We start from the raw sequence: 25,255 nt of genomic DNA, 5'->3' as shown, positions 1-25,255 counted from the left end.
TATATAACTTAAGTAATACAAAATAACAAAAAATTGCACAAGGGCTACGGAACTTTAATAAAATATTAAACTTCTATGATTTTTTTGTGTTTGTACCTTCAATAATCAATAACTAAATATAACGGTTTTTTATTATTAAAACCGAATATTTTTTACAAATTTGACCGCAGTGTCACCACTTAATCACATTCTGCATCACCATGAATAAAAACTATTATGCCATCATTATGGCAGGTGGTATAGGTAGCCGTTTTTGGCCTATTAGCCGTACCTCACACCCTAAACAGTTTATAGACATTTTAGGAACCGGAAAAACCTTAATTCAAAACACTTACGAGCGTTTCTTAAAGATTTGTCCTAAGGAAAATATTTACGTTGTAACCAACGAAATTTATACAGATCTGGTTAAAACGCAATTACCAGATATGACCGACTCGCAAATTTTGACTGAGCCGGTTATGCGCAACACTGCACCTTGTGTAGCATATGGTTGCTACAAAATTGAAAGCCTTAACCCTGATGCCGTAATTGTGGTAGCGCCGTCAGATCACCTGATACTTAATGAAGCCGGCTTTATTGAAAGCATTGAGGCATCATTGAAAACTGCAGAAGAGCATAAATGCCTGGTAACACTTGGTATTATGCCATCGCGCCCTGATACCGGTTACGGTTATATCCAATATAATGAGGAAGTAATTGATGATAAGTTTCATAAGGTTAAAACCTTTACAGAGAAACCAACACTTGAGATTGCTAAAACCTTCATTCAAAGCGGCGACTTTTTGTGGAATGCAGGTATATTCATATGGTCGGCCAAGGCAATTGTAAGCGCATTTGACAAGTACCTGCCTGATATGCACGAAATTTTTGCTGAAGCCCGCAGTGTATATAACAGTGATAACGAGAAACCTCACGTACATAATGCTTACCAGCGCTGCACCAATATCTCTATTGATTACGGAATTATGGAAAAAGCTGATAATGTTTACGTATTGCCTTCAGAGTTTGGCTGGAGCGATTTAGGTACATGGGCATCAGTTTATCAGCTTGTTGAGAAAGACTATGTTGGAAATGCTGTTATACCGGCAGAGAAAGTTATCATGTACGATTCATCAAACTGTATGGTTAACGTACCTGATGATAAGCTAGTAATTTTAAAAGGCCTGCATGACTACATTGTTGTTGAATCAAACAATACATTGCTTATTTGCCCTAAAGAGGATGAGCAAAACGTAAAACAGGTTGTTGCCGATGTAAAACAAAAGTTTGGTACAAAGTATATATAATTACCGCTTTTAAAGCTAACTAAAAGCCCTGCCAATGTAAGTTGGCAGGGCTTTTTGCTGTTTAAACGCCTAACAAAAAAGCACCTGCCGAAACGACAAGTGCTTTAACGATTAAATTTTTATAGTGTGTTATACTACTCTTACATTTACCGCATTAGGACCTTTACGGCCCTGCTCAACCTCGAAAGTAACCTGGTCGTTTTCACGAACCTGATCGATAAGGCCGGTTGAATGTACGAAAACGTCGTCTCCGCCATTCTGTGAAATGAATCCAAAACCTTTTTCGGTGTTGAAAAATTTTACTGTTCCTTCTTTTTGCATTATATTATTAATAAGCGGGCAAGATAGCTATAATAATCGGCGTATTGTTAACTTAATTTAAATAAAGACGTTTGTTAACACAATTGTGATAATATAAATCATCAATTTAAGGAAGGTTTTGATGCCTGGTTTACCTACAACTCCTCATCAATTAAGTCAAACGTATTGTCAGCGTTTCGCTCTAATTGGGTACCGGCAGGCAAGTGCAAATAAGGTACAATTGCCTGGTCATAGTTAACAATGGTGTTTACATCATACACCATTACATTGTCAACGTTATTTGCGTATTCGTCAGTTTCTGTTCCTGCAAAAAAACGCCACCCGCTATCAATATCGTTATCCGGCTCCTCGCGGTACATATAACCTACAGGTTCGCCGTTTACAGTAATTTCATCCGTTGCCAGGCATCCACCCATAGGTTCAATCAATTGTTTAATATCGTTTGCCTTGAGTTTGAAGTTCTTGATCATGAATTACTAACTGCATAAACGTAAGAAAGGTTCTTTTAAACCAATAAAAGAACCTTTCTTATTTCAACATTCAAATGCTAACCCTACTTGTTGGGTTGTGGAGTTAAGCGTAAATAAGGCTTAACGCGGGTATGACCTTTAGGAAAACGTGCTTCAATTTCTTCATCTTTAACAGCCGGAGTGATTACTACGTCTTCACCTTCTTTCCAATCGGCCGGTGTGGCCACACTGTAATTGGCTGTAAGCTGAAGTGAATCAATAACCCTTAAAATTTCCTGAAAATTGCGCCCGGTAGATGCAGGGTAGGTAATTATCAATTTAATTGATTTATCGGGTGCTATGATAAATAACGAGCGTACAGTAGCCGTTAATGATGCATTAGGGTGAATCATATCATAAGCCTCTGCAATCTCGCGGTTTTCATCAGCAATTATCGGGAAGCTCACCTCTACATTTTGCGTTTCGTTAATGTCGCTTATCCAACCGTAATGTGATTCTACCGAGTCCACACTCAGTGCTGCCACTTTAACGTTGCGTTTTTCAAACTCGTCTTTAAGTGCTGCTGTTCTTCCTAACTCAGTAGTACAAACCGGTGTATAATCTGCCGGGTGTGAAAATAGCACGCCCCAGCTATCGCCCAAAAACTCATAAAAGTCAATTTCGCCTACCGAAGTCTGCGCTTTAAAGTTTGGTGCTTTATCGCCTAATCTTAAGCTCATGTTTTTAATTTTAATTGTGTTATGTATAATAAAATTATGCCGCAATAGTTTGATAGATGTTGTTCAAAGCATCAATTACCTGGTCAATTTCGGCACGGGTATTTAATTTACTGAATGAAAACCTGATATTGTCTTTAGTAACATCGGTGGCTATGGCCTGCAGCACATGCGACGCTGCACCGGCAGAACATGCACTGCCTCCCGATACCGATATTCCATGTTCATCAAAACACTCCAGCAAGCCACGTGAGTAGCCAACAGACGGCAATCCAACATTTAACACCGTGTAAAGACTGCCATTGATATTAGCAGAGTTGCCGTTAAAAATTACTCCGGGCACCTCGCTCATCAGGCGTTCAATCATATAAGTTTTAAGGCTTTGTATATGCTGCTGATGCTGGTTTATATTCTTATAGGCAATTTGCAACGCTTTTGTAAGCCCTATTATGCCATGTATGTTTTCGGTACCGGCACGTAGCCTGCCCTCTTGCCCGCCGCCATGTATAAGTTGCGAAAGCTTCACCCCTTTACGACAAAACAAAAAACCAACGCCTTTAGGTCCGTGAAACTTATGAGCCGACGCTGCTAAAAAATGGATTTTTAATTTTTGCAGATCATGCCGATAATGGCCCATTGTTTGAACTGTGTCGGTATGAAACAAGGCATTGTAACGCTCGCATAGTTCGCCTATAACCTCAATATCATTTAAGTTGCCTATTTCATTATTGGCATGCATTACTGATACCAAGCTACGTGGGCTCACTTGTAGCAACTCAACCAGGTGCGCAATATCCAATACGCCCTTGTCATCATGCTTTATGAAGCTTACCGTAATAATCCCTTTAGCGTGTAAGGCTTCAAGCGTGTGAAGCACCGCATGATGTTCAAACCGTGTGGTAATCACATGTTTTACGCCTTCACTGTAAACAGCCGAAAAGATAGCAGTGTTGTCGGCTTCTGTCCCGCCCGAAGTAAATATAATTTCCTGGGGTGATGCATTCAACAAATCTGCAATATTTGCCCTGCAATCCTCAATTGCCTTACGCGCCTCCCTACCCTGCTGATGAAGCGATGATGGATTGCCGAAATGATTAAGCAAATAAGGAGTCATGGCGTTAAATACTTCCGTATCTATAGGGGTTGTGGCTGCATTGTCAAGGTAAATTCTCATGGCGTTGTTTTTGTTTTTAGTTAAAATAAATTTCACTTATACCAAAAAGCACTGCCGGGAGCAATACATTAACAAGAGTAAATCTTGTCACCTTATCTTCCTCTTGCAAAGCAAGAGCAGGAATTAGCACCTTTTACAATGATTAGCTGTATAGGTTGCTAAGACTTCACAGGGCCTTTCCCTCAGTCTTTCTGGATAAGTTTACAAAGAACGGTCATTAAACTTCACAAATATAGGAATATATTATTAAATCTATCAACTTAGTAGATTATTTATTTAGAGTTTTTTTTGTGCCTGTTAAGAAAACATTTTCGGGCTTATTTATTTAACATTGGCAGGCAAATTAAATTAGTGCCAATACATAACTACTAAATGAGTAACCAGGAAAATAAAAAGCCTATAGCACAAGGAAAGGCAAGCATAGCCAGGGCACATTACCAAACTGTGGTAACCAGCGGGAACCACGCAATAGTTGCTGACGAGCCCGCCGACCTTGGCGGCACCGATACCGGCATGACGCCGTTTGGCTTACTATTATCAAGCCTGGGAAGCTGCACGGCAATTACTTTACGCATGTACATTGATCGTAAGATGTGGATAGTTGATGAAATAAATATCAATTTGGAAATATTTGCCGTTCCAGACGGTCACTTCATTGAAATTGCCATTAGCTTTAAAGGCGATTTGACTGCCGAACAAACAGAACGACTTTTGGATATTGCCGATAAATGCCCTGTACACAAGTTACTTGCCGGTAACGTAAAAATGGAAAGCCGGTTAGCATGATTTTCTAGCGTTGCTAACTCCGCGGGTGATATTGAATGATGGTGCTTTTTAGGTAATCTCTATCCAGATGAGTATAAATTTCGGTTGTTGTTATACTCTCGTGCCCAAGCATTTCCTGTACTGCGCGTAAATCGGCTCCTCCCTCAATTAAGTGCGTTGCAAACGAATGCCTGAAGGTGTGCGGGCTTATCTTCTTCTTTAAACAAATAGTTTGCGCAAGCTTTTTAATAAGCATAAAAACAAATACGCGTGTAAGCCTGCTCCCTCTCCTGCTTAAAAAAACAATGTCTTCTTCTCCTTTTTTTACAGCATAGTTTAGCTTTCTGTCGGCAAGCCAAAAGTTAAGCGCTTTTATCGCGGCATTACTTATGGGCACAAGGCGTTGCTTATTTCCTTTGCCTGTAACTTTAATGAATTCAATATCAAGGTACAAATTAGACATTTTCAGTTCAGTCATTTCTGACACGCGTAAACCACAACTATAAAGCATCTCTAACATGGCCTTATTGCGCGCACCATCGGGCTTTGATAAATCAATGGCACCAATCAAGTTGTTTATATCATCGTAACTCAGTGTATCGGGCAGCTTACGCTGTACTTTAGGCGATTCAAGTAACTCTGATGGATCTACCGACATTAAGTCTTCAATAAGCATGTACTTATAGAATGCCTTTATACCCGACATGATACGCGCCTGGCTGGATGGAATCATTCCAAGCTCATTAATCCACTGCAAAAAGCTGCGCAGGTTAGCAAGCGTTATCAGGTTTGGTTTTATAAGCATAGGCTGAGCCTCGGCAAATTGCCGTAGCTTTTCAATATCTCTTCCGTAAGCTTCAATTGAGTTTGCCGAAAGCGATTTTTCAAGTTTAAGATAGTTTTTAAAACCTTTTATTGCCCACTGCCAATCCACCTGTTTTGTTTTAAATGATTTATAGTTATGTTTGAAAGGTAATGAAAATACAGATCATCAACGGCCCAAATTTAAATCTGCTTGGCGTTAGAGAAAAATCTATTTACGGCGACAGTAGTTTTGAAAACTATTTTACAACGCTGCGTGAGCGTTATGCCAATCATGATCTACATTATTTTCAAAGCAACATAGAAGGCGAATTAATTGACAAACTTCATGAAATTGGGTTTGAGTTTGATGGTATTATCCTGAATGCAGGGGCTTACACGCATACTTCAATTGCAATTGCCGATGCCATTGCTGCCATTAATACTCCAGTTGTTGAAGTTCACTTGTCAAACGTTTACAAACGCGAAACGTTCAGGCATAAATCAATGCTTGCTGCGAATTGTAAAGGTGTTATAGCCGGCTTTGGTATGGACTCATACCGCCTGGCGTTAGAGAATCTTACTAACGTTTGAGTTGATTTATTAGCTTAATAAGTTCAATCCCAGTTCTCAGTTTATTAAGGGTAAGCGTTCTTACTTTCTCATAAAAATTTAATAAATCAGCAAACGATTTTTGTTATTAGCTGTAACTATCACGATAATAGTTTCTTAGCAGCTACTCATGCGTAAAAGCGTACAATTCGGTTTTATATTTTTACTTGTATCGTTAATTGCGTTTTCATTTGATGCCCTTGCACAAACCCGAAAACGACACAAGCGTACCGTTACTGATTCGTTGCGTGCAGCCATGCTCAGGCGCGATTCCATGATGCGTTATTACAAAACGTCTGATACATCTACCAACAACCTGCTGCAGCGTATTGAGTTTTACACCCTATCATTTAACCAGATAAACAACCGACTCGGAAAAGGGCTTGATACTGCCGATATAAGTGCTGCTTTACCACGATTGGAAAAGACAATTACAACCATGCGCGGCCTTATTGTAAAAGACCGCTCAGGCACGCTACGTTACCTGTACGCCATACGCGATGTATTGAGCAAACAACAACACCGGCTTGACGTGTGGCAAGATCAGCTCATGGAAATGAGCGATAAGCTGGCTGATATTGATGAAGACATAAACAAAATATCCAAAGATTCCGTATTCCGTATTTTTCCGGCCGATAGTACTTTACGACTTACATTTTTGCAGCAACGCTCCACTATTGAAGCACGTGCCCAAAAGCTTGATAAGGTAAACCGTAAAGCGACGCTGCGCATTGGCTTACTGCAAAATAAGCTTACCTCTATTTATATCTCCATTATTGATCAAAAGGAACTGATTGACAACAAAATCAGGAACTTTAGTATGAAGGCTTTCAACTGTGAGTACGGCTACATATGGGATATGCAATCGCCAAAAGATGCTACATTCAATTCGGCCCTTGAGCGTACGGTAACCATGAACCTCAAACTGTTCAAGCTGCTTAATGATCAGTTGGTAATACATGTTTTAGCCTTACTTATTTTAGCGGGCTTTATACTCTGGATTGTTGTAAACCGGCGCAAGATTGTAAAAAAGCGCAGAAATGCGCGAGAGGTGTTTGAACAAACTACTTATGTGGTAGGCTTGCCTTACGCATCGGCTCTACTGGTTACATCGCTTGTTATACCTTACTTATATTCACATCCCCCGGTTGTTTTCTTGCAGGTAATTTTGATGATTACCACGCTTTGCCTGCTGCGCCTGGTTTATCGTACCTGCCCTTCGCCTCAGTTTAAATTTTTATTTAAGCTTTTCTTATTAGGGCTTTTATTTGGCGTGAGTAATTTGTTTGTGGAGGTTTCGAATGTTGACCGGATTGCGCTTTTATTGGCAACTGCGGTTACAGTTTACTTGAGTGCCAATTATGTACGTAAAATAGGAGCCGTTTATGAACCACACATACCATTTGCCAAAACTGTACTTTGGTTATTGATTATTGCCGAAACAGGTTCGTTTATACTAAACGTAGCAGGAAGATTCAGTCTTGCAAAGATTATAGGTGTAACTGCACTGTACAACTTTTGGCTTGCCATTGGCTTATACTACTTTGTGCAAATATTAGTTCAAGGCTTGTTTTTGCAATTGGAGACCTACAAAGATGATGAAGATAGTATAAGCTCCTACCTTGATTTTAAATTACTTCAAAGCCGTTTTCGTAGCATACTCTATATTGTTGCGGTAGTAATGTGGAGTGTAACGCTGCTGCAGAATTTAAGTGTTGAAGACGGTGTATTTGAGCTTTTAGGAAACTTCCTTACTCAATCACGCAACCTAGGCGGCACATTATTCACCTTTGGCAGCATTGTAATTTTTGTTGGGGTTATATGGCTGTCGGCAATTGTTGCCCGCATTATAGTTTACTTTTACGACTTTGCTGAACAGAAACGGGGCAGCGCAAGCCTCGAACGCAAAACCCGGACCTCATTATTACTGGTTAGGATAGCCGTATTTAGCGTAGGATTTTTGCTGGCTGTAGGCGCTTCAGGCTTTCCGTTAGATAAAGTAACCATTATTATAAGTGCGTTGGGTGTGGGTGTAGGTTTTGGCTTGCAAAACATTGTAAACAATTTAGTTTCGGGGTTAATACTGGCTTTTGAAAAACCTGTACAGGTTGGTGACGTTATCGAGGTAGCGAACCGTACCGGAACCATTAAAGACATTGGAATGCGGTCGAGCAAGATTGCCACTGGTAATGGCGCTGAGATCATCATCCCCAACGGCGATCTTATATCTCAACACGTGATAAACTGGACGCTGAGTGACAGCAATCGCCAGGTTGAACTGCTTATAAGCGTTGCTTTTGGAAGCGACATTGATAAGGTTAAAAATATACTGCGCAACATTACCGCAAACCGTGATGATATTATGCTGAACCCTGCGCCCGTAGTATTTTTAGATAAGCTTGGTGCAGGCTCAATTGACTTTAAGGTGTTGTTTTGGGCGGCCGATATAAGTTTGTGGGAGCAACTAAAAAGCCAGGTGCTTACATCTATTTATAAAGAATTTGATAAAGAAGGTGTTGAAATGCCTAAGCCCGCGCAGGAGGTTGTGCTTAGAGTACCGCAAAATGATTCAGCGCCCACTCCACCAACGCCACCAGCTAATGAAAATCCTTCGGGTTTAAATCAGTAAACGTTTTCTTCTTTTTCACAAAAAAATCCGTCACAATGCTACGCTTGTAAATGCCTTTAAGGTTAGGGTTTTTTGTAACTGTGTTGAGGTTGGTTAATGCAGGGTTCCTGCTTTTACCTTTCCTTAAAAAGCTCAGTACAAAGCTTTGATGGGCCTTACTTACAGCCCAGGCATCTTTGCGTTTACCCTCGCCCACAAAGCGTATAAGTGCAACCAGGTCAAGCCACATGCGCACACTTATCACCCACGACGCCTTTAAAAACGGCATGTTTTTTTGAATTAGCCAAAGGTTGTTTCTGAAGTTAAGGTATGTTTTAAAAGGGTTTTCGACATTTAGGGTGCCACCACCAACATGGTAAACTACCGATTGTGCGCAATACATAATTTTGTAACCCATATTTTTTAATCGCCAGCACAAATCAATTTCTTCCATGTGGGCAAAAAAGCGCTCATCAAACCCGCCGGTTTCCTTCCAGCATTTGCTGCGGATAAACAATGCCGCACCCGAAGCCCAAAATATCTCACCCGACTGATCGTACTGTCCGTTATCCTGCTCTATCTCATAAAACAAACGGCCGCGGCAAAACGGATAGCCTAATTTATCAATAAATCCGCCTGCCGCACCTGCGTGCTCAAAGTGATTTTTGTTATGATAAGCAAGTATTTTTGGAGCTGCGGCAGCTATGCGTTCGTCAGCTTCCATCAGTTCAATGATAGGTTCTATCCAGCCAGGTATAACTTCAATATCTGAATTAAGCAAAATCAAATAATCGGCGCTAACACGGCTTATAACGCGATTGTAGCCACCGGTATAACCATAATTCTCATCATTTTGCAAAACGGTAACTTCGTTGGTGTAGCGCGATTTTAAAAACTCAACTGATCCATCTGTCGAGCCGTTATCGCCTACCACCACTTCCATGTTTGGATAAGTTGATTGCAAAACAGACGGTAAAAATTGCTGTAAAAATTTGAGGCCGTTCCAGTTTAATATTACAACAGCAACTTTAGGTTTATTCATGCTTGTTTAAATCTTCCGGCTTAAATTTCCACCTGCGGTGAGACCAAAGCCAAAATTCGGGTTCTTCTCGTATTACGTTTTCCAGATACTGCACATGTGCGTTGGTTATCTCGTATTCGGCAGTATCTTTTGGATTATCAAACAAAGGTACAAATGTACACGTGTAATAGCCACGCCCTACACGCCTTACATCACAAAATACAACCAGGCTATCTGTAGCCTTGGCTAACTTCTCAACGCCCAAAAATACGGCTGTAGGTTGGTTAAGGAAATTAGTGAAATAAGTTACCTCATCGCGCGACGGCGTTTGATCGCCTGCTAACACGGTTAAGGTATGCTGCCTGCGGTGAGCCACAACAGTGCGAAAAGTATTTTTCATTGGAACCATCAGCGTTCCGAAACGCGAACGCAGATCATAGAAAAACTTATCGAATATATTGTTGGATAATGGCTTGTAAGCAATGATACACTTTCTTTCTTCAACCAATCCCATGCGCAGGCAACCGCTCTCCCAGTTACCATAATGGCCTACTGCTGCTATTATACTTTTTCCGCTTTTGAAGGCTTCATTATCCTTTAATAAATGGTCGCGAAAATCAACTCTTTTAATTGTTTCATCGGCAGATATGGAATATAATTTAATAGTTTCCATTATAAGATCGGCTAAGAAACGATAATATTTCTTTTCTATAGCCAAACGCTCATTTATAGATTTTTCGGGAAAGGCGTTGGCAAGATTTTGCTGTACTACCTTGCGGCGGTACCCTGTTAAATGGTATAGCAAAACAAAAAGTATATCGGCTATAAAAAACAGTACAGGATAAGGTAATAACGAAATCAGGTATAGCAAACCTACACCCAATCTGGAAAAACCTTTCTTTATCATTATTTTCGCAAAATATTAAGCTACAAACATAAGAGATAATGATGGAAAACGGAGCCGTGCTGCCCATGTTTTATTTACCACCTGTTGAGTACTTTACCGTACTTAACAACAACAAAAGTAATGTGCTTATTGAAAAGCACGAACACTTTCCGAAACAAACATATCGTAACAGGGCTCATGTTTACACGCCCGACGGGTTACTGAGCCTGGTAGTGCCTGTAATTAAAGGTTCTAAAGTACATACGGCTGTTAAAGATGTAAAAATAAGCTATGACTTTAACTGGCAACGGTTGCATTGGATGAGTTTGCAAGCCTGCTACCGCCGGTCGGCATATTTTGAATTTTATGAAGATGATTTTGCAAGGTTTTATGAAGACAAGTTTGACTACCTGTTTGATTACAATGAGCAATTGCTGAGTATGATTTTAAAATTCTTAAAATTACCGGCAAAGCTTACCTATACCGAAGAATACCACCGCGCCTATGATGACCTGGCCGATTACAGGAACAGCATACATCCTAAAAAAGATGCGGCGTTTGAACAAAAGCCATACTTTCAGGTTTTTGAAGAACGTAAAGGATTCTTGAAGAATCTGAGCATCGTTGATCTTCTGTTTAACCAGGGGCCACAGGCAATAAGTTATCTTTAATTTACATGACCAGTAAACAGTATAAGCGTATATCATCACGCATGCACAAGCGTGCGGGTAACGTGGGCGACAGGCCGGGTATGATAAGAGTACCCGATGGCGCTTTAAAGCCACGCATTAAGATGTACTCCTACAACACTGATGAACTGGTGACCTCTGAAGGTGATAATATTCATACGGTGCTTGATCAGTTGAACGAATGCGACAAGCATACGCACTGGATTAAAATAAACGGCATGGGCGATGCCAAGCTTATTGAAGAGATTGGTGACAGGCTGGATATCAATGACCTGGTGCTTGAAGACATCATGAACAATCATCAACGGCCCAAGTTTGATGAGTATGATGAATATGTATTTGCTACTGGCCGATTGATTACCTGCAATGAAAATTGCGAGCTAAGTAATACGCAACTATCTGTAATTGTTAAAGACAATCTGATAATAAGTTTTGAAGAAACCTACGAAGACAATTTTGACGGTTTAGAAAGCAGGTTAAATGCTCCTAAAAGCCCTATACATAAGCTGGGGCCGGGCTTTATTTGTTATGCTTTATTTGATACCGTTATTGACTGGTACTTTGTGGTATTAAATCAAATTGGCGAAGAGCTTGAGGCAATTGAAGATCGTATTTACGAGAAGGCCGATAAAAGCATTATGTATGATACGCAGCACCTTAAGCGTACACTTATTGTTTTGCGAAGGGCAAGCTGGCCCGAGCGTGACAAGATTAATGACATGATCAGAACCGAAAGCCCGCTTATTACCAAAGAAACAAAAACTTATTTACGCGATGCATATGACCATTGCATACAAATAATAGATTTAATTGAAAGCTATAAGGAAATAAGCGCCAGCAACATTGATTTGTATTTATCAATGGTAAGCAACCGCATGAATGAAATCATGAAGGTGCTCACCATCATTTCGGTTATATTTATACCCCTTACTTTTGTGGCGGGCGTTTATGGTATGAACTTCGCCCCTTCCGATCCTGATACCAATAAGCGTCTTCCGCTAAATATGCCCGAGTTATATGAGCCTCACGGCTATTTATATTGCGTGGGCATCATGGTATTCATCGGCCTTATTCAAGTATTGTTTTTTTGGAAAAAGGGTTGGTTTAACCGGCTCTGATTGCCAGTTTAACCAACCTTTGATTTAACTTTTTGCAGCAATGGCGTAAGGCCATTGATCTTAATTTCGTAAACGGTTGACAGCATCATCCCCAACTTGCCGGCAGGCATGCCTTTGCTGTGCATCCACTCCAGGTAACTTACCGGTAAATCGCACAGCAAAGTGCCTTTATACTTGCCAAATGGCATTGGCATCTTAACAATATCTATTAAAACTCTGTAGTCGGGTTGTATGGGCTCCACCCGGCAAAGTTAAGCTATTTTACAAATGCTTTTATAATAGCAAAGCCTGCTAACGCACCCGCAAGACCGGCAACAGCCTTAAATTTGGTTGTTGATCGGAACGGAGGAATGTAATATGTACCCGTCTCATCGGCTTCAGCAGGTGTTTCGGCATAACGCCCTCCAGCCGGAACAGCTAACTCAACAAAGTTTTCGGCCAGGTTTCGCAACCCTTCCTGCAGCTCACGACCACGTAAAACAGGGCCATGCCCGGTACCCGCAATACGGGGTTCCATTGATGATAAAATTTTAACCGACGCTTCTGCAGCAACCCAGTCAGTTGTCATGTACCTTGGCGGACCTGATATTCTTTTGATATTACTGATGCTGTATATAGCCGATTCCTGCTTGGTAGCTACAAAGGCATCGCCGACTATCAACGTCGTGTTTAACGGCAAAAACAATGATATGTGCCCTGGCGTATGGCCCGGTGTATGAATTATACGCCATTCGGGCAGTTCGGCTACGCCGTTCTCCATATCAATAATCCTTACATTCCTGCTTATATCAAGCGGCTTTTTCCTGAAAAGTAATGACATAATTGACATAATACCCTCACCTACTGTAGGATCGGATGGCGGATAAGATGACTTGCCTGTAATATACGGAACCTCATATTCATGTGCATACACCGGAACATCCCATTGCTTAAGCAATTCCTCCAGCGCGCCGGTATGATCTGAATGTGCGTGAGTAAGGATGATTGCCGATGGCTTGGCACCGGTACCAAAAATACTCTCAGCTACTGATATTATGTGTGATGCGGAACCCTGTATACCCGCATCTACCAACACCCATCCTTTAGGAAATCCGCGACGATTAGCTATAAAATAAACATTAACAAATAATATACGTGTACCCCAAACTCCCTGGGCTACCTGAAAATAATCTGCGCTCTTTTTAAAAATCATAATAGTGCTTGAGCAATTATAACGCCTATTTGTAACTATTAGTTTTTTAAACTAACTAAAAGTAGTAAGCAAGCCTCCAAACAATTCAATCAACAAAGCTATTATGTATGAAAACTAATGATACTTTAACAAATAATATATGGAACATCAATTTGATGCTGTTTTAACCGGATCAGACAGTAAGATAGAAGGCGTTGTTGATTTAATAGCAGGTGATGCCGGCGTTCAGGCTTATGAATTTAAATCATTGGATGATAGTCTTCACCTCATAATTGCGCGTAACGAGGATGGAAACTGGGAACGAATTGGTGGTACTGACCCGTATTTTAGCGGATGGGTTGACGAACTAGCCGAGCAGATAGGCTTTGCCAACTCAGCGCAGTCGCCTATACAAGAATAATAAATAATTAAGGCTAGCAGATCAATTAATGATTGGTAGCCTTAATTATTTAAGTCGGTTACTTTACAACCGTTGCTTCCAACTCCACCTTTAAGGTTTCAAACAAACTTTTCACTTCTAATAATGTTAAAGCTTGCTGTATACCGTGCTTTACAATCCATTCCTGAAAAATTGGAAAGTGCGGCCAAAGTTCATGTGTAGCTGTGGTATAAATGTTAAGGCGCACAATGTTGCCACACTCAAATCCCGCTTCGGTTATAACCTGCTCCAGATTTTTTAAAGCCAGCTTAAGCTGCGTTTCCATATCGGCATCGCTTGAAACACCATCGGCACTTATGGCGGTTTGACCTGATACGTATAAGGTGCTTTGCACATTGCTAACCTCAACGGCCTGTACGTAATTACGCTCGTTTTGCCAGGTCCACGGATTTATTATTCTCTTTTCCATTTGTATTAAGTTTTATACAAAGGTGAGCAGCAAGTAAAACTTAAAACGGTGACTTATATCACAATTTTGAAGTCAATCATAATCTAATTAGTATAATCTACTTAAAGTTTCTCGTGATACGCCAAGGTAAGAAGCAAGTAAACGCTTTGGCACACGTTGAACTAAGGATGGATACCGTTTAACAAATTCTTCGTAGCGCTGGGTTGCATTTCCCTTTAAAAGCGATAGAATGCGCTGCTGAGCTGATACGTGACCACCGTTTGCCTTAACTAAAAAGAAGTATACCATGGCTGGCAACTTACTGCATAAATTGTTATATCCCGCAAGCGACAGGCAAAGCACCTCGGTATTTTCCAAACATTGCAAGGCCATTGTTGCTTTGCTTTGCCGGTAAAACGCCTGAAAGTCACTTTCCCACCAGTCTTCCATGGCAAATGCAAGTATATGCTCATTACCTGTCTCGTCATTTAAAGTTAATTTAAGCAGTCCTTTTACTACAAAGTAGGTGTAGTGCACTGGCTCATCTTCCTGAAAGAGATATTGTCGCCTGCTGAATTTTTTGATCACAAACTGTGCGGAAACAAAGTCAAACTCCTCATCAGTGAGTGCAACTACCTTTTCAATATGTTGCCTTAGTGCTGCGTACATAATGGCGTATAACAACAAAAGGCTTACATCGGTTGATGTAAGCCTTTTGTTTATTTATTTAATACTGATTACTCAGCAACAACTTCTTCACCTTCAGTTGCAGTTTCAGCTTTAGGAGCCTCTTCTTCAACTTGGGCTTTAGGAGCTTTTTTTGCTTTACCGTTAGCAGGAACTACTTCAGTTTCTGCAGCTACGTTTACAACAGGAGCAACAGCAACGGCAACATCAGCAGTTTCGTAAGGTAAAACTGAAACGTATGAACGGTTATCAGCTTTCTTTTTGAAAACAACCTGACCGTCAATCAAAGCAAATAAAGTATGGTCACGACCGATACCTACATTCAAACCTGGGTTATGACGGGTACCACGCTGACGAACGATGATGTTACCTGCGATAGCTGGCTGACCACCAAAAATTTTGATACCTAGACGTTTACTATGCGATTCGCGGCCGTTTTTGGAACTACCCGCACCTTTTTTATGAGCCATTTTATAATATTTTATCAGTACGGCATAAACCGCACCAAGTTAAACCTTCAATTATAATGTGATACCAGTGATGGCAATTTTAGTGAATTGCTGACGGTGACCGTTTTTCTTTTTGTAACCTTTTCTGCGTTTCTTTTTGAATACTAAAACTTTTTCACCTTTTACATGAGACAGGATCGTAGCTGAAACTTTAGCACCACTTAAAGCGCTGCCTAAGGAAAATTTACCTTCGTTTTCTGCTAACAATACTTTGTCAAATTCAATACTAGCGCCTTCATCTCCCTGTAAGCGGTGTACAAAGATCTGCTGGTCTTTTGCAACTTTAAATTGCTGTCCGGCTATATCTACTATTGCGTACATTGTTGTTAATAATTAATTGTTTAAAATTTTGAGGTGCAAATATAAGCATTCTTACATGAAGTAGCAATGCATCATTTAAATATATTTTTGTGCAATAAACAGCTTTCTTAAGGGCATATTTATTTGACTAAACTCTCTTCTCTTTCGTCAAGTACTTTCTGGATTTCTTTGATAAGGCGCATGTTGGCATCTTTCAATGATGGGTCGCCATCATAGTTCTGATCAAAGTATACTTTCTTGCTTTTCTCTTTATAAACAAATTCAATCAAATACTTTGGTGCCGGCTTTTTACTGTCACCTTTTTCCTGTTCGGGAAAATTCCAGAAACCTAAGTCTGCAGCTTTTCGGTGCAGGTAAAGCAAATTATCTTTGCTCAGTTTCATATTAAGCTGTTTAATATGCCCTCCTGTAGTTTCATACTGGTAGTTACCTGTTTTAGAGTTGTACTTGTTAACAAGGCTGTCATTTAAGCCGTACTCTAACCTGAAGTATTGAAAATCTGTAAACCTATACGGTGCATTTTTAACCATCATACCATAGTAGTAACCACAGTATAAAAGAATGGGAACAACTATAGTGATGCCAAAGAATATTTTTCTTGTTTTATCTGTCATGGAATGTATTAAGTGAGTTTTCGGGGTGCAAAGGTATAAAGCGGATGCGACATCTGAATCCGAAATTAATTCTTAAGCTCTCCCTCCCATTTGCTTACCACCGCCGTAGCCATAGCGTTTCCTAAAACGTTAGTAGCCGAACGGCCCATATCCAACAGCGGATCAATACCTATAAGCAAAGCCAGTCCGGCTTCGGGTATGTTAAACATTGCTATAGTGCCTGCAATTACTACCAATGAAGCACGCGGAACACCGGCAATACCCTTACTGGTTAACATTAATACCAATAGCATGGATAACTGCTGGCCAAAGGCTAAATGAATACCGTATGATTGAGCCAAAAACAAGGACGCAAAGGTCATGTACATCATCGAGCCATCGAGATTAAAAGAATACCCCAGCGGAAGTACAAAGCTTACAATTTTATTGTTGCAACCAAAGCGTTCCAATTCCATCAAAATGCGCGGGTAAGCTGCTTCACTTGTTGATGTACTGAATGCAACCAGCATAGCGTCTTTGATACGATTAAGTAAGGTGAGCGCACGTTTACCCAATACTACAATACCTGCCAGTAAAATTACTAGCCACAGCACTATAAGCGAAAAATAAAACTCACCTATAAAAATGGCATAGGTTGATAATATGCCTAAACCCTGGCGCGCTATTACAGCTGTAATTGCACCAAAAACGGCCAACGGAGCTACGTACATTACATAACCGGTAATTTTTAAAATTACATGAGCTATGGCGTCCATAGCTTTAACAACTATCTCTCCTTTTTCACCTATTGCACCGGTAGCCACGCCAAAAAACAAGGCAAAAACAACAATTTGCAATATTTCATTATTGGCCATGGCTTCAACAAAGCTTTTTGGTACAACATGGCTTATAAAATCGCGCAGTGATAAAGCTGTTTTTTGTATTCCTGTACTTAAATGACTATCTGGCAATGACAGGTGCATGGTTTCGCCCGGACGGAAGAAATTAACCAGCAACATACCCAAAAGCAACGATACCAGCGTGGCACTTAAAAACCATAACATGGTCTTACCGCCTATACGGCCCACGGCACCAATGTCGCCCACTTTAGCTACGCCTACTACTAACGTTGTAAACACCAATGGCGCTACAATCATTTTAATCAATCTTAAAAAGATGTCGCTTAGTATGCTGAAGCCAACTAATTTATCTTCGCGGGTTGTATCGGCATCCTTACGCTCTTTAACCATGGTTGCACGTTCGGCTTTAAGCGTACCAAATTCAGCAACGGTGGTATCTTTAAGCTGCACAACTCTTGTGTCAATAGCTTTGATACGGGTTTCGGAGGCAATTATCTTGTCATTATACTCATTAATAACATTAACATTGTATAAATAACCGGTAACAACGCCCAAAACAAGCGCTAAAAAAATAAAAAGGGTAAGTTTGCTCTGCTTCATGAAACAATTTGAAGGGATAAAACTACGATAATTTAATATTTTGCTAAAATTTAAAGTGTTACCATGGGTATCATCACTTATAATTTACAATCCATAAAAAAAGAACTGCAGCATTTAAACAGCAGTCAGCTGACCGATTTATGCTTAAGGCTCACCAAATACAAGAAAGAAAATAAGGAACTATTATCATTCTTACTTTTTGAAGCGCACAATGAGTCGGCATACGTTGAAGGTGTGAAAGAAGAGATGGATGAACTTTTTGCTCAAATGAACAGCCATTATTTTTACCAGGCAAAAGGTATGCGCAAAGTTTTACGGCTTATTACCAAGCATGCAAAATTTATGGTATCAAAACCTGCCGAAATAGAACTACTGCTGCACTTTTGTAAACAATACATAAACAAGGTAGATAAGAAAATTTCATATAAGCCCTTAAAATTGCTATTACACCGCCAGCTTGAAAAGACAGCAAAATTAATAGGCGGCCTTCACGAGGATTTGCAATACGATTATAAAACAGAACTTGAAAATACGGCATCACAAGCTGATGCACAATATGCCTGGATTAATAAGCAGGATTATCTGTAACAATTGCTATTTTCGACTCTCTAACACATATAAACTAAAAATCAACTAATCAGTGGCAGATAAAGATGCTGCTTTCAGGCAGATATTCGAGTCAAATTCAAAAAAGATATTCCGCTTGTGCTACGGTTATACCGGCGACGAGGATGCGGCGCATGACCTACTACAAGAGACTTTTGTAAAGGTTTGGCAAAACCTTGATAAGTTTCGTAACACGGCCATGATTTCAACGTGGATTTACCGCATTGCCGTAAATACCTGTTTAACTTACCTGCGTTCAGAAAAACGACAAGCTAAGGAAGAGCTCACTCCACAATTTGCCGAAACTCACAGGGAAGAATTATCAGAAAAAAATGAACAGGTTGCCTTGCTGTACAAGTGTATAGCCAAGCTTGAAGAATCAGAAAGAATTATTATTACAATGGTGCTTGATGAACTGCCTTACCCCGAAATTGCAGATATCTCAGGTATATCTGAGGGCAATTTAAGAGTTAAAATTCATCGTATTAAACAGAAGCTAACCGATTTATATAATCAATATGAAAGACTTTGAACACCTGCTATCGGTTTGGCAAGAACAACCAAAGCAACCCAGGCTTTCGGTAGATGATGTGCTGAAACAGGTTAAACGTGGAGTTAATAAACTGGGCATTGGCGTACTTTATGGAATTATTGCCATATCCGTTGCCATCATTTTTACGGGCGGACTAACGTTGTTCGCTATTTTTGAAAACAGGTTAAGTTACATAGGCCTTTTTGTAATGTTGTTTGGTATGATTTCATACCTGGTGCTGCAAGTTGGCGATTACCGTACTATAACCCGGCATGATGTAACGCTCAATCCAGCGGCTTATTTAAACAGCTTGAAAGAATATCAGCAACGGCGCGCTTACCTTAACGGACGCTTTTACTACGCTTTTGCTTTAATGATATGTGTAGGCGTATCATTGTACACGGTTGAGGTATTTGCAAATAAGCCTTTGTTTTTCAAAGTGTTATATTACACCTTTTGTGGTGCTACAATTTTGTTTACCACATTTTACTTAAAGGATAAATTTATAAAGCGAGAGCAGAAACGGGTAAGTTATTTAATTGAACGCTTGGAACGCTTAGAAGGCCAGTTTGAGTAAATGCTATAACAACGGCGATAACAATCTTGCTAGCCTCTCAGGCAAATGCTTATACCATGGCCGTTGCTCCCATACAGCTGCGTCAATTTGTACCGAGTTTTTAAGGTCGGCTTTAAATACGTCTTCCAGTTGCCTGGCAGTGGTTTCGTCGTAAATTATAGTATTTACTTCAAAGTTTAGGTCAAAGCTGCGGTAATCCATATTTGCTGTACCCACAATACAAAGCTTGCCATCAACCACCATGGTTTTAGCGTGTATAAATCCTTTAGTATACTGATAAATTTTAACACCGGCGTCCAATAGGTCGTCATAATAAGACTTGGCGGCATAATCAACAAACAAACTATCTGAGCGTTGAGGCACCAGCAACGTCACTTCAACGCCACTAAGTACCGCCATGGTTAATGCATCAATCAGGCTATCGCCGGGTATAAAATAAGGCGTGGTAATGCATATTTTACTTTTTGCCTGGCTTATGGCACTCAGCAAAGAAAGCAATATGGTAGAAAACTCTGAGTCAGGACCGCTGCCAACCACCTGCACCGTTACATCATTATCGCCTTCAGCGTTAAGATTAAAATAACCGGGATTTGGCTCCAGATATTTACCCGAACAAAAATTCCAGTCGCCAATAAACAAATACTGCAAAAAGTACGAACCCGGACCATCTATTCGTAAATGAGTGTCGCGCCAGTATAATTTATCGGTATGTTCCGGTGGATTAATATACCTGTCACTTACATTTATACCACCGGTAAAAGCGGTATGCCCATCTATAACAATTATTTTACGATGGTTACGGTAATTCAGGCGGTTTGCAAGTGCTAGAAACAATATCCTGTAAAAGGGATAAGCTTCCACGCCTGCCTGCTTAATTTCATCAACCAGGCTGCTACGGATAGATCTGCTGCCAAAATCATCATAAATAAAACGAACCTCAACTCCTTCACGCGCTTTTTCTATGAGCACTTCTTTTATTTGCTCCCCTATGTCGCCGTCTTCATAAATATAGTATTCAATATGGATATGATGTTTGGCCTGCTTTAAGGCATGTAAAACCTCTTTAAATTTCTCTTCGCCATTAATAAGCAATTTTACCTTATTGCCACCGGTTAATGGGCTCCAGCTGTGAGTGAGTGATAATTGGGCAAGCCTCTCAAATTGCTTTAACTCGGGTGATGCATTTTGAAGCCGTTTCTCAAACGCAAGGGTAATCCTATCCTGTATCTCGAGTTGAAGTTGCGCGTCCTTTACTATTTTTTTGTCGTAAAGCTTACGCTTTCGATAGTTCAAACCAACAGAAAAATAGATGATTGCTCCCACTATGGGTAGTACGATAGTAAGCAGAAGATAAGCAAGAGTTTTGGATGACGACCGCGTGTCATAAATTATACGAATGCAAACTGCAGTTACGCCTAATATGTAAAGTATTTCGGTTAAAGTTATCCAGTTGGGATGCATGTTTTATTTAAACTTTGGGAGATTACGCTCCACGCCGTCAAACTTAAACACTAACCGGATAACAACGAGTATGTTTAATCAATATTTCAAAACGCACGTATCTTGCTTATAAAAAAACACCGCTGCTTCAAGGGCGGTGCTCTTTTTGAAACTATTATTATTAACTCAAACAAAGAACGTGAAGCAGTATTTTACTAGTATATTTAGGGGACTGCGTTTATAATATGATGCGATAATACGCATAAAGTTGCATTGAAAACAAAATTTAACAAATGCTTAACACTCTATAACTCGCATTTAGAGTGCAAAATAGATTAATAACAAAATAATATTTTGAACCAACTAATTCCTTAGTGTATTTGAAAAGTCATACGAGCTATTAACAATTTTTGAAATCCTCAAAAATGATGCGCCGTTCAGTCATCAAAACGAGTTTTTCGGAACAATTATTATCATTTTCGTTATGATTAAGTCGCTATTGGTGATTAACTCACTTCGTAACCAGCAATTATCGTTGCCAACGAGTGCCATCATTATGTGAAATGGCAAATCCTTCCAAATAAAATATTTTTTTTATTTTATTTTCTTTAAAAGCCATTGTTGTAAAGTCTATCACGGGTTTATAAAGAAAATAGCCCGTTGCAGCACTTTAAACTGCATTTATGTTTCTACTACATAGCGTGAAGACGCGTATTAAAAAAACACAATTTAATACACTGACATTCAAACAAAAATTAATTTTTCTGAAAAAAGTAAAAACTTTTAAGCAAAATAACCTTTATAGGAGATGGCACTCAATCTATCAACTTAACACCTATGAAGTTTTTTAGTACTAAACTTTTTTTGTGCACAACACTTGTATTAAATATAGCAGGTGCTTATGCACAGCAAATACCTGATACGGTAACGAAGCCTAAGCCTCCACCAAATGACACTACTATAAAGCCCCCGCCAGTAACCGTATCACCAGCTAATCAAACGCCCACACCATCATCCAGTCCTGCTGCTACCAGGCAAGACACTACTAAAAAGCAAACCATTTCCGGAATTGTAAAAGATGAAAAAGGACAGCCCCTGCCCGGTGTTGCCGTGCGTGTAACGGGTGGTAATGCCGGAGCTACAACCGGTGCCGACGGCCGCTTTAGCATTAATGCAAATCCAAACAGTACCTTACAATTTGCCTTCGTCGGCTACAACACCCAGTCGGCACGTGCCAAGGGGCAAAATCCACTTAACATAACCCTTCAGCCGCAAAATCGTACGCTTAACCAGGTAATTGTCAATGGCTATTCAACCCAAAACAAACGCGATCTTACCGGAGCCGTTTCTGTAGTTACCTCTGCCGATATTGAAAACCTCCCTGTTGGCGGTGTTGACCAGATATTGCAAGGTAAGGCAGCCGGCGTAGCCGTTACGCAAGCTACAGGTGCACCCGGCGAAGGTATTGCTGTACGTATACGCGGTGTTGGTACAATAAATAATAACAATCCGCTTTATGTAATTGATGGTGTTCCATCTACCACAGGAATAAACCAAATTGCCCCGGCAGATATTGAAAGCATAAATGTACTTAAAGATGCATCTGCAGCTTCAATTTACGGCGCCCGGGCATCTAATGGTGTAGTTGTGGTTACCACAAAAAAAGGTCGCCAGGGACCGCCCCGTTTCAGTATACAGCAGTATACCGGCGTGCAAACCCACGGCGATTTAATAAAAATGGCTAACACGCAGCAATACGTATCGGCATACAATGCAGCGGCTCAGGCCGATGGCCGTGCGCAAATTCCGGCGTCGTTTACATCAGGCCTGCCAGATGTTAACTGGCAAAAAGAGATTTTAAAACCTGCCATTATCAACAACACCAATCTGTCTATAAACGGTGGCAGCGAAAATAGCAGCTACATTGTATCTGCAAATTACTTTAAGCAGGATGGCCTTATCAAAAATAGCGCATACGACAGGTTAAACCTGCGCACAGGTATCAACAGCAACCTGTCAAAAGTATTTACCGTAGGAACCAACATCAACTTATCATACTCAAAAACCAAACAGGTAGGTACATCGGGTGATGGTTTTGGCGCAGGTAACCAAGGAGCCAGTGTGCTGCGTTATGCCTTATTCCGTACACCTGCTACACCTGTTTACAAAGCTAACGGCGACTATGTTGACCTGCCCGAAAATCCTGCTTTTTTTGGCGATGGATTAAACCCTGTAGGCTATGCCGATAATTTTGACCGCAATTTTAATGCTTATGGTTTAATTGGTAATGTTTTTGCCGAAGCCAATATAATTAAAGGCTTAAAGGCACGTACCTCATTCGGCGGCAACCTTGTAATTACTGACTTTAAGCAGTTCTTTAAAATTTGGGGATCTGACAGGGCTATTAATTCGCCCGGTAGTTTAGCACGTTCAAACGCCAACCAGTTCGATTATAACTGGACCAACACCCTAACCTATAAATTTGACGTTGCCAAACACAACTTCACTATACTGGCCGGAAGCGAGGCCATCAAAAGCCGTACTAACGGCTTATCGGCATCAAGATCAATATTTCCTAACCAAGACCCCGACTTTCAATACCTCGACAATGGTATAGGCGTGCAGCAAAACGGCGAAAATGAATCGCGCTGGGCATTATTCTCGTTGTTTGGCCGTGTTGATTATGGCTTTGCCGATAAATACCTGGCCAGCTTTACCGTTCGTCGTGATGGCTCCTCACGTCTTAACCCTAACAATCGTTATGGTAACTTCTACTCCGGTTCGGTTGGCTGGCGTTTAGATCAGGAGAGTTTTATGAAAGATATTAAATGGCTTTCGTTATTAAAATTACGTGCAGGCATTGGCCAAACGGGTAACCAGGAAATAAGCAATTACGCCTATACTTCGTTGAACTCCCTGGTTGGCTTTTACCCTTTTGGCGGCACATCAGTAATAGGCAATTCACTTACCTCACGCGGCAATAGCAACATTACCTGGGAAAGAAGTACACAAAGCAACTTTGGTATTGATGCCGCTTTCCTCAACAACGATCTGCAAGTTACGGCTGAATACTTCATCCGAAACAATACGGATATATTATTTTCAAACCCGCTGCCACCAAGTGCCGGCTCTGGTGCAAGTCCGTTTGTAAATGCCGGTAAAGTTCAAAATAAAGGTTTTGAACTGGAGGTGTCTTACCGAAAACAACTATCAAAAGATTGGAAAATAGATCTATCAGGCAATCTGGCTACGCTGAACAACAAAGTCATTTCGTTGGCAGGGTCACCAATTGTTGGCGGACGTGTTGATAATGAATACTACGCAACATTGACCAACGTTGGCCAGGCCATTGGTGCATTTTATTTGCTGCCAATGGACGGGATTTTTCAAAACGAACTGGATATTTTTACCCATGCTTACCAGGGGGCAGGAATTAAACCGGGCGACGTAAAGTATAAAGATACCAATGGCGATAACGTTATTGATGAGCGTGACCGTGTGTTTGCAGGTAGCCCAATCCCAAATCTTACTTATGGCTTTACGGGCAATGTAAGTTTCAAGAATTTTGATTTAAGCTTATTTTTTCAGGGAGCACACGGCAACAAACTTTACAATCAGGCCCGCACTGATATTGAGGGCTTTTACCGTGCATTTAATGTAACTGAACGTGTGGCAACCGGCAGCTGGACCGGTCCGGGCAGTACTAACGAGTTTCCTCGTTTAACCTGGGAATCGGCGTCATCAACCAACAACAAACGCCCGTCTACACGTTTCCTTGAAGATGGATCTTACCTGCGCTTGAAAAACGTACAATTGGGTTACAACTTCGGCAGCGCTATGATGTCAAAGCTTAAAATGTCATCATTACGTGTGTATGTTAGTGCGCAAAACTTACTGACGTTTACTAAATACACCGGCCTCGACCCTGAGCTTTATACCAACAGCAATTCGGCAGGTGATGGCGTGCGTGCAGTGGGTATTGACTGGGGCACCTACCCTTCGGCCCGAACTTATACCGTTGGTGTTAACGTTAACTTTTAATCC

27 protein-coding genes and 1 riboswitch are annotated in these 25,255 nt (G+C 40.6%); of the genes, 11 read left to right on the top strand and 16 right to left on the bottom strand.

Annotated elements, in window-relative coordinates:
* Positions 1 to 200: 200 nt before the first annotated feature.
* The gene (locus QZ407_RS06230; protein ID WP_295768774.1) at positions 201 to 1,286 is read left to right on the top strand and encodes a mannose-1-phosphate guanylyltransferase; all 1,086 of its coding nucleotides are present in this window, start codon (positions 201 to 203) and stop codon (positions 1,284 to 1,286) included.
* A 129-nt stretch (positions 1,287 to 1,415) separates the two neighbouring features.
* On the opposite strand, the gene QZ407_RS06225 is transcribed toward QZ407_RS06230, so the two are convergent.
* The 4 genes from QZ407_RS06225 to QZ407_RS06210 form a co-directional block, all read right to left on the bottom strand.
* Positions 1,416 to 1,607, bottom strand: coding sequence for a cold shock domain-containing protein (locus QZ407_RS06225; protein WP_157541264.1), 192 nt, complete (start codon positions 1,605 to 1,607; stop codon positions 1,416 to 1,418).
* Between the two features lie 134 nt (positions 1,608 to 1,741).
* Complete coding sequence (locus QZ407_RS06220; RefSeq protein WP_295768770.1) at positions 1,742 to 2,077, bottom strand: DUF2185 domain-containing protein; 336 nt, start codon at positions 2,075 to 2,077, stop codon at positions 1,742 to 1,744.
* An 83-nt stretch (positions 2,078 to 2,160) separates the two neighbouring features.
* Positions 2,161 to 2,796 carry a peroxiredoxin gene (locus QZ407_RS06215; RefSeq protein WP_295768768.1) on the bottom strand — a complete coding sequence of 212 codons (636 nt, stop codon included), beginning with the start codon at positions 2,794 to 2,796 and terminating at the stop codon, positions 2,161 to 2,163.
* A 34-nt stretch (positions 2,797 to 2,830) separates the two neighbouring features.
* The gene (locus QZ407_RS06210; protein WP_295768766.1) at positions 2,831 to 3,967 is read right to left on the bottom strand and encodes a cysteine desulfurase family protein; all 1,137 of its coding nucleotides are present in this window, start codon (positions 3,965 to 3,967) and stop codon (positions 2,831 to 2,833) included.
* Between the two features lie 89 nt (positions 3,968 to 4,056).
* Positions 4,057 to 4,169, bottom strand: a riboswitch (SAM riboswitch).
* Positions 4,170 to 4,339: 170 nt separating this feature from the next.
* On the opposite strand from QZ407_RS06210, the gene QZ407_RS06205 reads away from it, so the two are divergent.
* Positions 4,340 to 4,753: an OsmC family protein gene (locus tag QZ407_RS06205; RefSeq protein ID WP_295768763.1), complete on the top strand. Its 414-nt coding sequence runs from the start codon at positions 4,340 to 4,342 to the stop codon at positions 4,751 to 4,753.
* A gap of 13 nt (positions 4,754 to 4,766) precedes the next feature.
* On the opposite strand, the gene xerD is transcribed toward QZ407_RS06205, so the two are convergent.
* On the bottom strand, positions 4,767 to 5,666 hold the full coding sequence (gene xerD, locus QZ407_RS06200; RefSeq protein ID WP_295768760.1) for a site-specific tyrosine recombinase XerD: 900 nt from the start codon (positions 5,664 to 5,666) through the stop codon (positions 4,767 to 4,769).
* Between the two features lie 41 nt (positions 5,667 to 5,707).
* On the opposite strand from xerD, the gene aroQ reads away from it, so the two are divergent.
* Complete coding sequence (gene aroQ / locus QZ407_RS06195; RefSeq protein ID WP_295768759.1) at positions 5,708 to 6,127, top strand: type II 3-dehydroquinate dehydratase; 420 nt, start codon at positions 5,708 to 5,710, stop codon at positions 6,125 to 6,127.
* A 148-nt stretch (positions 6,128 to 6,275) separates the two neighbouring features.
* A complete protein-coding gene (locus tag QZ407_RS06190) occupies positions 6,276 to 8,774 on the top strand; it encodes a mechanosensitive ion channel domain-containing protein (protein ID WP_295768758.1) in 2,499 nt (832 codons plus the stop codon).
* Here QZ407_RS06190 and QZ407_RS06185 read toward each other — a convergent pair.
* Both QZ407_RS06185 and QZ407_RS06180 read right to left on the bottom strand, forming a co-directional pair.
* Positions 8,743 to 9,795 (bottom strand): glycosyltransferase family 2 protein, encoded by a 1,053-nt coding sequence (locus QZ407_RS06185; protein WP_295768757.1) that lies wholly within the window; start codon positions 9,793 to 9,795, stop codon positions 8,743 to 8,745. The two genes, QZ407_RS06190 and QZ407_RS06185, sit on opposite strands and share 32 nt — an antisense overlap.
* A complete protein-coding gene (locus tag QZ407_RS06180) occupies positions 9,788 to 10,681 on the bottom strand; it encodes a lysophospholipid acyltransferase family protein (protein ID WP_295768754.1) in 894 nt (297 codons plus the stop codon). The genes QZ407_RS06185 and QZ407_RS06180 overlap by 8 nt, the downstream gene beginning before the upstream one ends.
* Before the next feature lie 38 nt (positions 10,682 to 10,719).
* Here QZ407_RS06180 and QZ407_RS06175 point away from each other — a divergent pair, with 38 nt between their 5' ends.
* Together QZ407_RS06175 and corA are read left to right on the top strand one after the other, a co-directional pair.
* The gene (locus QZ407_RS06175) at positions 10,720 to 11,331 is read left to right on the top strand and encodes a WbqC family protein (protein WP_365334722.1); all 612 of its coding nucleotides are present in this window, start codon (positions 10,720 to 10,722) and stop codon (positions 11,329 to 11,331) included.
* A 5-nt stretch (positions 11,332 to 11,336) separates the two neighbouring features.
* Positions 11,337 to 12,467 (top strand): magnesium/cobalt transporter CorA, encoded by a 1,131-nt coding sequence (gene corA / locus QZ407_RS06170; protein ID WP_295768751.1) that lies wholly within the window; start codon positions 11,337 to 11,339, stop codon positions 12,465 to 12,467.
* Positions 12,468 to 12,475: 8 nt separating this feature from the next.
* Here the strand turns inward: corA and QZ407_RS06165 are convergent, their stop codons facing one another.
* Positions 12,476 to 12,709, bottom strand: a complete 234-nt coding sequence (locus QZ407_RS06165) for a DUF3820 family protein (protein WP_295768748.1) — start codon at positions 12,707 to 12,709, stop codon at positions 12,476 to 12,478.
* Positions 12,710 to 12,723: 14 nt separating this feature from the next.
* The gene (locus QZ407_RS06160; RefSeq protein WP_295768746.1) at positions 12,724 to 13,659 is read right to left on the bottom strand and encodes an MBL fold metallo-hydrolase; all 936 of its coding nucleotides are present in this window, start codon (positions 13,657 to 13,659) and stop codon (positions 12,724 to 12,726) included.
* Positions 13,660 to 13,798: 139 nt separating this feature from the next.
* On the opposite strand from QZ407_RS06160, the gene QZ407_RS06155 reads away from it, so the two are divergent.
* A complete protein-coding gene (locus QZ407_RS06155) occupies positions 13,799 to 14,059 on the top strand; it encodes a hypothetical protein (RefSeq protein ID WP_295768743.1) in 261 nt (86 codons plus the stop codon).
* Between the two features lie 58 nt (positions 14,060 to 14,117).
* Here the strand turns inward: QZ407_RS06155 and QZ407_RS06150 are convergent, their stop codons facing one another.
* From QZ407_RS06150 to QZ407_RS06125, 6 genes are all read right to left on the bottom strand, one after another.
* Complete coding sequence (locus tag QZ407_RS06150; protein WP_295768741.1) at positions 14,118 to 14,507, bottom strand: RidA family protein; 390 nt, start codon at positions 14,505 to 14,507, stop codon at positions 14,118 to 14,120.
* Positions 14,508 to 14,594: 87 nt separating this feature from the next.
* Positions 14,595 to 15,155 carry a Crp/Fnr family transcriptional regulator gene (locus QZ407_RS06145; protein ID WP_295768739.1) on the bottom strand — a complete coding sequence of 187 codons (561 nt, stop codon included), beginning with the start codon at positions 15,153 to 15,155 and terminating at the stop codon, positions 14,595 to 14,597.
* Positions 15,156 to 15,223: 68 nt separating this feature from the next.
* Positions 15,224 to 15,643, bottom strand: coding sequence for a 50S ribosomal protein L27 (gene rpmA / locus QZ407_RS06140; protein ID WP_295768737.1), 420 nt, complete (start codon positions 15,641 to 15,643; stop codon positions 15,224 to 15,226).
* 51 nt (positions 15,644 to 15,694) lie between these two features.
* A complete protein-coding gene (gene rplU / locus QZ407_RS06135; RefSeq protein ID WP_157541222.1) occupies positions 15,695 to 16,003 on the bottom strand; it encodes a 50S ribosomal protein L21 in 309 nt (102 codons plus the stop codon).
* A gap of 119 nt (positions 16,004 to 16,122) precedes the next feature.
* Positions 16,123 to 16,617: a hypothetical protein gene (locus QZ407_RS06130; protein WP_295768734.1), complete on the bottom strand. Its 495-nt coding sequence runs from the start codon at positions 16,615 to 16,617 to the stop codon at positions 16,123 to 16,125.
* A 65-nt stretch (positions 16,618 to 16,682) separates the two neighbouring features.
* The gene (locus QZ407_RS06125) at positions 16,683 to 18,056 is read right to left on the bottom strand and encodes a dicarboxylate/amino acid:cation symporter (protein WP_295768731.1); all 1,374 of its coding nucleotides are present in this window, start codon (positions 18,054 to 18,056) and stop codon (positions 16,683 to 16,685) included.
* Positions 18,057 to 18,119: 63 nt separating this feature from the next.
* Between QZ407_RS06125 and QZ407_RS06120 the strand changes: the two genes are divergently transcribed.
* Genes QZ407_RS06120 through QZ407_RS06110 form a run of 3 tightly spaced genes read left to right on the top strand, consistent with a single transcriptional unit; the run spans position 18,120 to position 19,771 of the window.
* A complete protein-coding gene (locus QZ407_RS06120) occupies positions 18,120 to 18,644 on the top strand; it encodes a hypothetical protein (RefSeq protein WP_295768729.1) in 525 nt (174 codons plus the stop codon).
* 52 nt (positions 18,645 to 18,696) lie between these two features.
* Positions 18,697 to 19,194 carry an RNA polymerase sigma factor gene (locus QZ407_RS06115; RefSeq protein ID WP_295768727.1) on the top strand — a complete coding sequence of 166 codons (498 nt, stop codon included), beginning with the start codon at positions 18,697 to 18,699 and terminating at the stop codon, positions 19,192 to 19,194.
* Positions 19,181 to 19,771, top strand: a complete 591-nt coding sequence (locus QZ407_RS06110; protein WP_295768724.1) for a hypothetical protein — start codon at positions 19,181 to 19,183, stop codon at positions 19,769 to 19,771. Before QZ407_RS06115 ends, QZ407_RS06110 begins: the two co-directional genes overlap by 14 nt.
* Positions 19,772 to 19,774: 3 nt before the next feature.
* Here the strand turns inward: QZ407_RS06110 and cls are convergent, their stop codons facing one another.
* Entirely contained in the window at positions 19,775 to 21,232 is a 1,458-nt protein-coding gene (gene cls / locus QZ407_RS06105) for a cardiolipin synthase (RefSeq protein WP_295768721.1), read from the bottom strand.
* 816 nt (positions 21,233 to 22,048) lie between these two features.
* Between cls and QZ407_RS06100 the strand changes: the two genes are divergently transcribed.
* On the top strand, positions 22,049 to 25,252 hold the full coding sequence (locus QZ407_RS06100; protein WP_295768718.1) for a TonB-dependent receptor: 3,204 nt from the start codon (positions 22,049 to 22,051) through the stop codon (positions 25,250 to 25,252).
* The last annotated feature ends 3 nt before the right edge of the window (positions 25,253 to 25,255 follow it).

It is taken from the genome of uncultured Mucilaginibacter sp. (assembly GCF_913773635.1).
Taxonomy (GTDB): domain Bacteria; phylum Bacteroidota; class Bacteroidia; order Sphingobacteriales; family Sphingobacteriaceae; genus Mucilaginibacter.
The sequence above is the reverse complement of the archived record's forward strand: the minus strand, read 5'-3'. Positions and strand labels throughout refer to the sequence as shown.